Origin of the sequence: Modestobacter sp. DSM 44400 (genome assembly GCF_900107175.1) — a bacterium.
GTDB lineage: Bacteria > Actinomycetota > Actinomycetes > Mycobacteriales > Geodermatophilaceae > Modestobacter.
The window spans coordinates 25,316-36,279 of the sequence record NZ_FNOZ01000041.1; the positions used below are offsets into that span (position 1 = coordinate 25,316).

The window sequence follows — 10,964 nt, forward strand, 5'->3', positions numbered from 1 at the left end:
CCTTCCGTCCGGGCGGTGGGGCACGTCAGCCTCTCATCGGCCCGGAACGGCGGTGCGGGGGGAGTTCCTGCCAGCCCCCGGACGGGGTGACAACAGCGTGCACCCGGACGTCGTGCGCACCGGCCGGCAGGGTGTCGACCAGCTCGTCGTCGAAGACCACTGCGACCACGACGGCACCCGCCCGGGCGTGTAGCAGCGCCCGGTCGTAGTACCCGCCGCCGCGGCCCAGTCGGGTGCCGTCGCGGGCCACCGCCAGCGCCGGGACGACGAACACGTCCACCGTTCCCAGCGCCGTGCCGGGCAACCGCGGCCCGACCGGCTCGACGAGCCCGAAGCGGCCGGCGGCCAGCCGCCCGTCGTGCACCGCCCAGACCAGCTCCCGGCCGGTCGCGGGGACCACCGGCAGCAGCACCCGCGCGGCGGTGACGGCCAGTGCGTCCGGCAGCTGCCCGTGCCCGGGCTCCTCGGTGGTCGGGACGCAAGCGGCGACCCGGGCACCGGCCACCCGAGGGGCGAGCACGCGGGCGACCGCGGCGGCTGCAGCGACCCGCTCCGGCGGCGTCCGGGCCGCCCGGGTGGCCAGCAGCACCCGGCGCAGTTCCGCCTTCTGCGTCACCACCGCGGGGGAGTCGGGCACGGCGGGAGGCTAGGCCACGGTCGGCGGCTGGCTAGGCTCGTCACCATGTCCAGCCCGTCCGCCCGTACCGCGACCAAGGCCGTCATCCCCGTCGCGGGAATGGGCACCCGGTTCCTCCCCGCCACCAAGGCCATCCCCAAGGAGCTGCTGCCGGTGGTCGACCGGCCGGCGCTGCAGTACATCGTGGAGGAGGCCGCCCGGGCGGGCCTACCCGAGGTGCTGATGGTGACCGGCCGGAACAAGAGCGCCATCGAGGACTTCTTCGACCGGACGCCGGAACTCGAGACGGCGTTGGAGAAGAAGGGCGACCAGTTCCGGCTGGCTGCGGTGCACGCTGCCACCGACGTCGCGCAGGTGCACTTCGTCCGCCAGGGCGAGGCCCGCGGGCTGGGCCACGCGGTCCTGCAGGCGGCGGCCTTCGTCGGCGACGAGCCGTTCGCCGTGCTGTTGGGCGACGACATCATCGACGCCCGCGACCTGCTGCTCGAGGAGATGCTGGCCGTGCAGGCCGAGCACGGCGGCGCGGTGGTCGCACTGCTGGACGTGGGCGCGGACAACATCAGCAAGTACGGCGCGGTGGCCGTCGACGAGTCCACCGCCGACGGCTCGGCCGTGCGCATCACCGGCCTGGTGGAGAAGCCCCCGGCCGACCAGGCGCCCAGCACGCTGGCGATCATCGGCCGCTACGTGCTCCCGCCGGAGATCTTCGCCGCCCTGCGCGTCACCGAGCCCGGCGCCGGCGGGGAGATCCAGCTGACCGACGCCCTCGTCCGACTGGTGGACGACGGCGTCCCGGTGCACGGCGTGGTCTTCTCCGGCCGCCGCTACGACACCGGCGACCGGCTGGACTACCTCAAGGCCGTCGTCCAGCTGGCCGTCGAGCGCGAGGACCTGGGCCCGCAGCTGCGGCCGTGGCTGCGGAAGTTCGTCGCCGACCTGCCGGCCGAGGGCGCGTCGCCGGCCTGACCGGCGGCCCGAGAGGGCACCATCGCAGGCCGGGAGGTCCGTCGGGGGCGGCTCCGGCCGGGGACCCCGGCCGCGATCGACGGATGACGGCGGTGCGACGACGGTGGTGGGGATGACCGAGGACAAGTCACGCGGGTGGTTCCGGGGCGGTGCCCGGGACACCACCCAGCTCGATCTGGCTCAGGGCACCCCGGTGCCCCGGACGTCGGGGGACACCGAGCTGGCCGACAGCCTGCTGGGCGGCGGCCGCGGTCACGACACGGTCCAGGTCGACCGGTCTGTCTTCGCCGCCGAGCGGGTGCCCTCCCCGGCCGTGTCCTCCGGGGACCGCGCGCCCGACCCGCTGGGCGACACCGGCTCGGTCGACGTCTCGGCGATTCGCATGCGCACCGTCGAGCAGCACCTCGACGAGATCCTCGGCGCCGTTCCGCAGCCGGACCCGATCGAGCTGGCCGTGCTGGACGCCCAGGGGCTGCTCTGTGCCGAGCTCGTGGTCAGCTCCCGGGCGCTGCCCTCCTTCGACCAGGCCGGCCTGGACGGCTACGCCGTGCGGTCGGCGGACGTGGCTGCCGCGACCGTCGAGGCGCCGGTCGACCTCGCCGTGGTGGGGGAGAGCGTCGCCGGGTCCGGGGAGGCCTCCTCGATCAGCCCGGGGCTGGCCCAGAAGGTCGCCGTCGGCGCGATGATGCCGGCCGGCGCGGACGTCGTCGTCCCGGCGGCCTGGACCGACCAGGGCGCCGCCCGGGTGGCGGTGTACGCCGCGCTGGCCGCCGGTAGCTACGTGCGCCGCACCGGGGACGACGTGGCCCCCGGGGACACCGCCGTGCAGGTCGGCACGCCGATCGGCCCGGCCCAGATCAGCCTGCTGGCCGCCGTCGGCCGGGAACGGGTGGCGGTGCGTCCGCGGCCCCGGGTCTCGGTGCTGTGCGCCGGGGACGAGCTGGTCGACGTGGGCGGCACGCCGGGCGCCGGTCAGGTCGTCGACGTCAACAGCTACGCACTGGCCGCCGCTGCCCGCGACGCCGGCGCCGAGGCCTACCGGGCCGGGATCCTGCCCGGTGACCCACGGCGGCTGACCGACCTGCTGGAGAGCCAGCTGCTGCGCAGCGACGTCGTGCTGATCGCCGGCACGTTCGCCAGTGGTGGGGTGGACCCGCTGCAGGAGGCGCTGCGCTCCCTCGGCGGCATGTCCTTCACCCAGGTCGCCATGCACCCCGGTCCGCTGCACGCCTTCGGCCGGCTGGGCCCGGACGACGTCCCGGTCATCTGCGTGCCCGGCGAGCCGGTGGCCGCGCTGGTCGCCTTCGAGGTGTTCGTCCGTCCGGCCATCCGGCTGATGCTCGGCAAGCGGCAGCTGTTCCGGCGCACCGTGCAGGCGGTCTCGGCCCAGCAGCTGCTCTCCCCGCTGGGCTACCGGCAGTACCTGCACGGCCAGGTCATGCGCCACCCCGACGGTGGCTACGTGGTCGAGCCGATCGGGGACGGCGACCAGGCGATGCTGGCCCGGATGGCCCGCGCCAACTGCCTGATCGTGGTGGACGAGGACGTCACCGAGGTCTCCGCCGGCGGACTGGTGACGGTCATGCCGATGCTGCTCGGGGGCTGAACTGGACCCCGCCCTGCACCCCGGCTGGCCGGCCCGGCTGGCCTGGGGGCCGGTCGAGCTGACCCCGCTGCGCCGCGGCGACGCCCGCGACTGGGTGCAGCTGCGCACGGCGAACGAGGCCTGGCTGTCCGCGTGGGAGCCCTCGGCGCCGGTGTCGTGGCGCGAGCGGCACACCCCGGCGGCCTTCCGGGCCATGCGGCGGGCGACCACGCGGCGGGCCGGGACCGGGACGTCGCTGCCCTTCGCCATCCGCTTCGAGGACCGGCTCGCCGGTCAGGTCACCGTGGACAACATCGTGCGCGGCGCGCTGCGCTCCGGGCACCTGGGCTACTGGCTGGACTCAGCGGTCGCCGGGCGGGGCGTGGGATCGCTGGCGGTGGCGTTGGTGTGCGACCACGCATTCGGGCCGGTGGGCTTGCACCGGTTGCAGGCTGACATCCGCCCGGAGAACCGGCCCAGCCGGCGGCTGGTGGAACGGCTGGGGTTCCGTCAGGAGGGGACGTTCCGGGATTACCTGGACATCGACGGGGCCTGGCGGGACCACCTGGGCTACGCGCTGCTGGCCGGGGACTCCCCGCGCGGGGTGCTGGCCCGGTGGCGGGCGCGCGCGGAACGGCTGCCTGACTCCTGAGGGCTGGACGCCGGCCGGGCCGGCCGTCCAGACGGCTGGTCACCCCGGCCCCGCGGTGACTTCCGGGGTGCACGACACGCCGGTGCGTCGACCAACTCTGCGGCGACACACCGGGGTGCGTCCCTCTTCTCGGCAGTCCCCGCCCTTACCTTGACTCCCGAGTGACGGATGTGACTCGTGTGGCCCCAGGGATCGGGGTCGCAGGGTGCCAGGGACGGATCGGGGTGTTGGGTGATGGGATCGGGTGTGCTCCTGGCCGCTCTCGTCGTGTTGTGGTTCGTCGTACTGGTGCCGATGGTGGTCACCCGGGGCGACGCACGACCGATGGGTGCCGGCTCGGCGAACTCAGGACGGACGCTGCAGCGGCGACGGACCGTGGACCCCGTCGTCCACGCGGAGACCGAGCGGGTGACGATCGACAGGGCCGTGCTGCGCACCTCCGGTGAGCTGAAGGTCGACGTGCACGCGGTGCGCCGCCGGACCCTGGCCGGGCTGGTCGCGCTGACCCTGCTCGTGCTGGTCGGCGCGCTGACCTACAGCTCGTGGCTGTGGGCGCCGCAGGTGCTGCTGGACGTCGCCGTGGTCGGCTACCTGATGGTCCTGCGCGCTGCCGCCGAGCGGGAGCGCCGGGCCGCCGCCCGACGCGCGACCCGGCTGGCCCAGCGGCCGCCGATGGCCCGTCCCGCCGCTCGTCCCGCGGCGCAGGCCCCGGTCGAGCAGCGCCCCGCCGTGCCGCAGCCTGCGGTGGCGACCCAGCATCCGAGCCTGCCGCTGGCTCCGGTCCACCCGCTGCGGCCCGGTCGGGTCGTTGCGGCCCGCACGCCGACCCCGGCCGGCTGGCAGCAGAGCGCCGTTGTGGGCCTGGACGACGAGGACATCGGCTTCGCCGACATCGACGTCTACCAGCCGCGCCGCGTGGCCAACGGTTGATCGCCGCGCCGGCGCCGCCCCCGTGGCGGTGCCGGCGCGGGCGGACGGTATCCTCCTATCCCACAAGGGGCTGTGGCGCAGTCCGGTAGCGCACCTCGTTCGCATCGAGGGGGTCAGGGGTTCAATTCCCCTCAGCTCCACCCCGTTCCACCTCAGGCCGGGCCCTCAGGGGCCCGGCCTGGGTGGTTCCGGGCGTGAGGCACCTCGCCTCCGCCGACATCGGGGGAGGCGGGCGGGTCCCGCGAGCACCCTCGGCGCGCCGCCTCCGTATCCCCCGTCCGTCGAGGCCGGCCTTGATCGGGTGCCACGCAGGACCGTGTCGCCTGGGAACGGGACGACCTGATGACCACCAGTACCGAATCACGGCTGGGCGACACCTCCACGGGCCACTGCTCGATCGGCGCTCGGCGCAGCACCATGGCACCGAGCGTCGCGGCGAGCCTGTGGATGCCGTGGTCTGGACACGCCGGAGGGGTGGGGCGCTATTTGCACCGGGCCTGGACGCGGCCGGGGTCCTGCTCTGCGTCCAGATGGGCGATGAGCCTGCCGAGGAGGACGGCGAGTCCATCACCGCCATCGGGGCTGACACGTTCCACCAGTTGTTGTTGCTGTTCTTCGATGGCGAGACTCAGTCGCCGGTGCAGCGCGCGGCCATGTGGGGTCGGGAAGATCAGGACTCTGCGTCGGTCGTGCACGTCTACCCGCCGGTAGACGAGGTTGTCGGCGACCATGCCGTCGATCAACTTGGTGGCGCTGGGAGCCGGTAGGGTCGCGAAGGTCGCAACATCGCTCATCGGGTGTCCTCGCTGAGGGCCATGCGAAGCGAGGCCGCAGAGCACACGCCAGCGCTCCAGCGAGCAGTCGTGGGCCGCTAGTAGCGGTTCGAGCCGGCGGGCCATCCGATGCTCCGCCTGACTCAGCAGAAACGCGACGGGCACGCCCAGCTCCTCCACAACGACTCCACTGTCCGGACTGGCCACGAGGTGGGCTCGGGCCTAGGGTAGCCGCGCGTAACCACCCTGCCTCCCGTGTGCGCAGGTCGGCGTCCTGGAGTCGCAGAATATGTCCGAGTCCGAGCCCCGTACGCAACGCCGAAAGGCGCCCCGGACGTCGTTGGACATTGCGTTGGTGATCCCGCGGGGCGGCCCCTCGGGGATGTTCGGCCCGTCCTGCGAGTCCTGCGCGCAGCTGGGGGTCGAGGAACTGAACGCGGGGGGCGGCCTGCTCGGGCGGGAGATCCGCCTGGTCCTCGTCGACGGCAGTCGGGCCCCGCACCAGGTGGCCGGCGAGGTCGAGGGTCTGGTGCACTCCCGGACCGTGGACGCGGTGGTGGGCTGGCACCTCTCCGTCGTCCGCCAGATTCTCGCCCCCCGGCTGGCCGCCCGTGTGCCATACGTCTACACGCCCCTGTACGAGGGTGGGGAGCGGGGCGCCGGGGTGTACCTGGCCGGCGAAACTCCCGCGGGCCAGTTGGCGCCGTCGCTGCGGTGGCTGTCGAGGGAGCTGGGCGTGCGCAGGTGGGCCGTCGTCGGCAACGACTACGTCTGGCCGCGGGTGTCTGCCGCAGCCGCCCGGCGCTACATGAGGTCCTGCGATGCGCAGCTGGTGGAGGAGATGTTTGTCCCGCTGGGCACCGCAGACTTCGGCGTCGCGCTCAGCAGGCTCGAGCGTTCCGGTTGCGACGGTGTGCTCCTGCTGCTGGTCGGTCAGGATGCGGTCGAGTTCAACCGGCAGTTCGCGGCCGCCGGCTTGGATCAGATCGCCCGGCTGAGCCCGTTGATGGAAGAGAACATGTTGCTGGCGACCGGAGCGGAGAACACCCGCGGCCTGTGGGCCGCGGCGGGGTACTTCGAGGGCCTTCCCACCGCCGCGAGCCTGGACTTCAACGCGCGGTTCGTCCGTCGATTCGGCGTCCAGGCTCCCGTGCTGAACAGCATCGGTGAGTCCTGCTACCAGGGGTTGTCGCTGCTGGCCGACCTCGTGCGACGTGCCGGCTGCCTCGACGTCCCGGCCCTCGACGCGGCTGCGCCGTCGGTGAACTTCGAGGGGGCCCGCGGTCGGGTCCACATGCGCGGTCGTCACCTGCAGCAAGACATCTACCTCGCCCGCGCCGACGGCCTGGAGTTCGACGTCGTGTGCAGCCTGGAGCAGATCTCGCCCGCACGGTAACCGGCCGGCCCGCACGGTCAAGTCCGGCCGGTCGAGATTCGGGGTTGACTAGGAAAGCCCGCCAGGAATAGTTTCCACAGGAAGCTTCTGGCGGCGGCTCCACCATCGTTCGCCCGGTTCCCGCAGTCGCCACGCGGTTCTCCTCCGTACCGTCCATCCCCCTCCCGACCATCAGGTTGGACCCCATGAGCGCAGTCGGCTTGTTCTACGTCGGAGCGGTCCTGTTCGTGAACGGGCTCATGCTCCTGGGCCGAGTGGACCCGCGAGCGGCCGGCTACATCAACCTCTTCGTCGGAGCTCTGCAGGTCGTCATCCCCACCGCCCTGCTGATCCAGGCCAACGGCGATCCGGCGAAGGTCCTGGCCGCGTCCGGCCTCTACCTGTTCGGGTTCACCTACCTCTACGTCGGGCTCACCGTGCTCACCGGAGCCGACAGCACCGGAGTGGGTTGGTATTCCCTGTTCGTCGCCATCACCGCCCTCGGATTCTCCGCGGTCAGCTTCATCAAGCTCGACGACGCTCCGTTCGGCGTCATCTGGCTGTACTGGGCGTTCCTGTGGTTCCTGTTCTTCCTCCTGCTCGGCCTCAAGCGGGAGGACCTGGGGTCCTACACCGGCTACGTGACGGTCGTGGAAGCGTGGGTCACCGCCACCATCCCCGGATTCCTGCTGTTCGCCGGCTACTGGCGCACCAACACCACGACGGCGGTGGTCCTCGCCGTGTTCGGGGTCGTCATGGCAGCCGTTCTGTGGCCGCTGTCCCGACGCAGACCGCGGCTACCGGCGCCGGTGGAGGCCGACCTGCAGCAGTCGGACGGGACGTACGGCCACGCGGACCTCCCGCCAGGGCCCCGACCGTGGTGACCCCGCACTCACCGCGACTCGGTCCGGTTTCCCCTGCGTCGTCGTGTGCCCTGCCCCTGTGCGCGGACATGCCCATTGCCATGTCCAGAACCGATCACGTCCATCCCTTCCCTGCGTCCCTGCTCGATGAGGAGTTCCCGTGCCCGAGGTCATCTTCGAGATCAACCGCGACCTGAGCGTGCCCATGCGTGACCAGGCGGTGCCCGGCCACAACCGCTGGCATCCCGATATTCCGCCGGCCAACACGGTCGCCCCCGGCGCGACGTACCGGATCGAATGCAAGGACTGGACCGACAACCAGGTCCGCAACACCGACGACGCCGACGACATCCGGGACATGAACATCGACCCGTGTCACGTGCTGAGCGGCCCGTTCGCCATCGAGGGTGCGCAGCCCGGGGACCTGCTGGTGGTCGACATCGTCAACATGGGGTCCTTCCAGGAGCAGGAGTGGGGCTACACCGGCATCTTCGCCAAGGAGAACGGCGGCGGGTTCCTCACCGACTACTCGCCGCAGGCATCCAAGGCGATCTGGGACCTCGACGGCATCTGGGCCAGCAGCCGGCACGTTCCCGGCGTCCGGTTCATCGGGAACTCCCACCCGGGCCTGTTCGGCTGCGCACCATCCCCGGACCTGTTGGCGGAGTGGAACCGACGCGAGCAGGCGCTGATCGACCAGAACCCCGACCGGGTGACCGGTGACATCCCCGCGCACGGCGGCGACATACCGGGGGCCCCGCAGGTGCCCGGGCTCGCGCTGCCCCCGCTGCCGAAGGACGCCCTGCTCGGCACGTTGAGCGGGGCGGACCTCGAGCGGGCCGCCGCCGACGCCTGCCGCACCATCCCGCCGCGGGAGCACGGTGGCAACGTCGACATCAAGGACCTCGGGATCGGCAGCCGGGTCTACCTGCCGGTGTACGTCCCCGGCGGACTGTTCTCCATCGGCGACCTGCACTTCTCCCAGGGAGACGGGGAGATCACCTTCTGCGGCGCCATCGAGATGCCGGGCTTCATCGACCTGCACTTCGACCTGATCAAAGGCGGCATGGACCGCCACAAGCAGACCATGCCGTTCTTCAAGCCCGGCCGGGTCGGCCCGAACTACTCCGAATTTCTGACGTTCGAGGGAATCAGCGTCGAGGACGGTCGCAATTACTACATGAACGCGACCGTCGCCTACCGCCAGGCCTGCCTCAACGCCATCAACTATCTGATGCCGGCCATGGACTGGACCTTCGAGCAGGCGTACCTGTTCCTGGGGGCAGCCCCGATCGACGGCCGGATCGGCGGCCTGGTCGACATCCCCAACAGCGCGGTCTCGATCAGCATCCCGCTGTCGATCTTCGACCGGAACATCCTCCCCGACGGCGCCGGCGGAGGCCGGGACCTGATCGCCGACTGACAGTGCCCGCGGTCCGGGGCGGAACAGCTCCGTCCCGGACCGCACCCCATCCTTCTGGTAGGAGCGCCTCATGCCCGTCTACGAGTTCCGCTGCCCCGCCTGCGGTCCCTTCGATCTCCGGCTCGACATGGGGAACGCCACGGACGTCGCGAACTGCCCGTCCTGCGCGCATTCCGCCCGGCGGCACTACGGCGTAGGAGTGGGCCGGCCTAGCGGGGTCCTGCGCGATGCCGGCCGGGCCGACCGTGCCCGGGTCGATCGAGCACGCAGCGGTGAACCGGTGATCACCGGGCCGCCGTCCGGTCGCCGGCTGCCCCGCAGCAGCGGCCACCGTCACTGACGCGGCGATCGGTACGCAGACCGGGGCTGGCTACTCCTACCATCGGTCCCCGTCCACCGTGCAGACGCCCCAGCGTCTCCGGGATGGCAAGCCCTGCGCTGCGGGCAGGCCTCAGGTGGCGACGCAGTCGGCGAGGAGCTTGGCCGCCAGCAGCGACAGGGCCGGCTCGTGGCCCAGCGTCTTGACAGCGCGGCGACCGCCACTACCACTGACAGGCCCGAGAGGACCCGGGGCAGCCAGCGGTTCACGGCGATGGCGGACAGCCGGCTTCGGGCGCGGAGGCTCATTGGCCGGATGCTGCGACGGCCGGCGCACCCGGCACAGCAGACGCGGCCCAGTCCCTCGGTGCCAGAGTCGCGACTGCGGCACCGGGGACGGGTCAGGAACCGCGGCGGAAGTCCGGCCGGCGCTTGTCGGCAAAGGCGCGTACGCCCTCCCGGCCCTCCGGGTCGGCCGCGGACGCAGCGATCAGCCGCGCCTCGTCGTCCAGCTGTTCCTCCAGCGTGCGGATCACCGCGCGCCGGACCAGACCGCGGGTGCGCACCATCGCCCGCACCGGGCCGGCCGCCACCTGGTGGGCGAGGGCGACCGCCGCGTCGAGCAGCTCCTCGTCGTCCACCAGCCGGGCGACCAGACCGAACAGGTGGGCGTCGGCGGCGGACAGCGTGCCGTCGGTGAGCATCAGCTCGAGCGCGCGCGGGGCGCCCAGGGCCCGGGTCAGTGCCCAGGAGGTGCCGCCGTCGGGGGAGAAGCCCAGCCCGCCGTAGGCCGGCCGCAGCTTCGTCGAGCGGGCGCAGACCACGATGTCGCAGGCGCCGAGCAGGCCCAGCCCGGCCCCGGCCACCGCGCCGTGCACCCCGGCGACCACCGGGACGTCGCAGTACAGCACCGCCCGGACCACCTCGTGCCACGTCTCGGCCAGCCGGCCGACGAACGCGGGGAGATCCTCGGCCGAGGCGAACGCCCGGATGTCACCGCCCACGCAGAACCGCGGGCCGTTCCCGGTCAGCAGCACCGCCCGGGTCCCGGCCGGGCGGTGGGTGAAGGCAGCGGTCAGCTGCTCGGCCATCGGCAGGTCCACCGGGTTGCCGGCGGCGCCGTTGTCCAGGGTCACCCGCCAGACGTCGCCGTCCACGGCCGTGGTCACCCGGTGCTGGCTGGTCCCGGTCGCTGGGCTGCTCATCGTCGTCCTTCCTGGCGCCGGCGCGGCGCCGGCCCGAAGGTCACGTTAGCCTCGAGATTTCATACCAGCCGGCCTCGACGGGAAGTTGATCAAACGGAAAGTGCCCCTGACCTGCGAGAATGGGACTTGTCGAGAGTCCATGCCACGCTGATCGAGGAGCACCTTCCAGGTGAAGAAACCTACCCTGCTCTACCCCCGGCTGTCTGTGGACACCGCGCCGGTTCCAGCCGTCGGTCA

The 10,964-nt window shown here is 72.4% G+C and carries 11 protein-coding genes and 1 tRNA gene; 9 read left to right on the top strand and 3 right to left on the bottom strand.

Features of this window, described 5'->3' with window-relative positions; all coding sequences use genetic code 11:
• Window positions 1–25: 25 nt before the first annotated feature.
• Entirely contained in the window at window positions 26–637 is a 612-nt protein-coding gene (locus BLW04_RS19475; protein WP_091546062.1) for a 5-formyltetrahydrofolate cyclo-ligase, read from the bottom strand.
• 45 nt (window positions 638–682) lie between these two features.
• Here BLW04_RS19475 and BLW04_RS19480 point away from each other — a divergent pair, with 45 nt between their 5' ends.
• From BLW04_RS19480 to BLW04_RS19500, 5 genes are all read left to right on the top strand, one after another.
• Entirely contained in the window at window positions 683–1,603 is a 921-nt protein-coding gene (locus BLW04_RS19480) for a UTP--glucose-1-phosphate uridylyltransferase (protein ID WP_091546067.1), read from the top strand.
• A gap of 112 nt (window positions 1,604–1,715) precedes the next feature.
• The gene (gene glp, locus BLW04_RS19485) at window positions 1,716–3,209 is read left to right on the top strand and encodes a molybdotransferase-like divisome protein Glp (protein WP_217631126.1); all 1,494 of its coding nucleotides are present in this window, start codon (window positions 1,716–1,718) and stop codon (window positions 3,207–3,209) included.
• Window positions 3,210–3,276: 67 nt separating this feature from the next.
• Entirely contained in the window at window positions 3,277–3,840 is a 564-nt protein-coding gene (locus BLW04_RS19490; protein WP_256375497.1) for a GNAT family N-acetyltransferase, read from the top strand.
• Between the two features lie 234 nt (window positions 3,841–4,074).
• Window positions 4,075–4,770, top strand: a complete 696-nt coding sequence (locus BLW04_RS19495; protein ID WP_091546074.1) for a divisome protein SepX/GlpR — start codon at window positions 4,075–4,077, stop codon at window positions 4,768–4,770.
• Window positions 4,771–4,836: 66 nt separating this feature from the next.
• Window positions 4,837–4,910: transfer RNA gene (locus BLW04_RS19500), tRNA-Ala, on the top strand.
• A 342-nt stretch (window positions 4,911–5,252) separates the two neighbouring features.
• Here the strand turns inward: BLW04_RS19500 and BLW04_RS19505 are convergent.
• A complete protein-coding gene (locus tag BLW04_RS19505) occupies window positions 5,253–5,723 on the bottom strand; it encodes a MarR family winged helix-turn-helix transcriptional regulator (RefSeq protein WP_217631127.1) in 471 nt (156 codons plus the stop codon).
• A gap of 175 nt (window positions 5,724–5,898) precedes the next feature.
• On the opposite strand from BLW04_RS19505, the gene BLW04_RS19510 reads away from it, so the two are divergent.
• The 4 genes from BLW04_RS19510 (at window position 5,899) to BLW04_RS29770 (ending at window position 9,544) form a co-directional block, all read left to right on the top strand.
• Window positions 5,899–6,939: a substrate-binding domain-containing protein gene (locus tag BLW04_RS19510; protein ID WP_217631128.1), complete on the top strand. Its 1,041-nt coding sequence runs from the start codon at window positions 5,899–5,901 to the stop codon at window positions 6,937–6,939.
• Between the two features lie 185 nt (window positions 6,940–7,124).
• On the top strand, window positions 7,125–7,802 hold the full coding sequence (locus BLW04_RS19515) for an AmiS/UreI family transporter (RefSeq protein WP_091546083.1): 678 nt from the start codon (window positions 7,125–7,127) through the stop codon (window positions 7,800–7,802).
• Window positions 7,803–7,941: 139 nt separating this feature from the next.
• Window positions 7,942–9,204, top strand: coding sequence for a formamidase (gene fmdA, locus BLW04_RS19520; RefSeq protein WP_091546086.1), 1,263 nt, complete (start codon window positions 7,942–7,944; stop codon window positions 9,202–9,204).
• Window positions 9,205–9,274: 70 nt separating this feature from the next.
• Window positions 9,275–9,544: an FmdB family zinc ribbon protein gene (locus BLW04_RS29770; protein WP_091546092.1), complete on the top strand. Its 270-nt coding sequence runs from the start codon at window positions 9,275–9,277 to the stop codon at window positions 9,542–9,544.
• Between the two features lie 379 nt (window positions 9,545–9,923).
• Here BLW04_RS29770 and BLW04_RS19530 read toward each other — a convergent pair whose 3' ends face one another.
• Window positions 9,924–10,727: an enoyl-CoA hydratase/isomerase family protein gene (locus BLW04_RS19530; RefSeq protein WP_091546094.1), complete on the bottom strand. Its 804-nt coding sequence runs from the start codon at window positions 10,725–10,727 to the stop codon at window positions 9,924–9,926.
• Window positions 10,728–10,964 lie beyond the last annotated feature (237 nt).

Excerpts from the sequence above, each read along its gene's own strand:
- BLW04_RS19530 (WP_091546094.1), bottom strand. The coding sequence starts at position 10,727 with ATGAGCAGCCCAGCGACCGGGACCAGCCAGCACCGGGTGACCACGGCC.
- BLW04_RS19495 (WP_091546074.1), top strand. The coding sequence starts at position 4,075 with ATGGGATCGGGTGTGCTCCTGGCCGCTCTCGTCGTGTTGTGGTTCGTC.
- glp (WP_217631126.1), top strand. The coding sequence starts at position 1,716 with ATGACCGAGGACAAGTCACGCGGGTGGTTCCGGGGCGGTGCCCGGGAC.
- BLW04_RS19515 (WP_091546083.1), top strand. The coding sequence starts at position 7,125 with ATGAGCGCAGTCGGCTTGTTCTACGTCGGAGCGGTCCTGTTCGTGAAC.
- BLW04_RS19480 (WP_091546067.1), top strand. The coding sequence starts at position 683 with ATGTCCAGCCCGTCCGCCCGTACCGCGACCAAGGCCGTCATCCCCGTC.
- BLW04_RS29770 (WP_091546092.1), top strand. The coding sequence starts at position 9,275 with ATGCCCGTCTACGAGTTCCGCTGCCCCGCCTGCGGTCCCTTCGATCTC.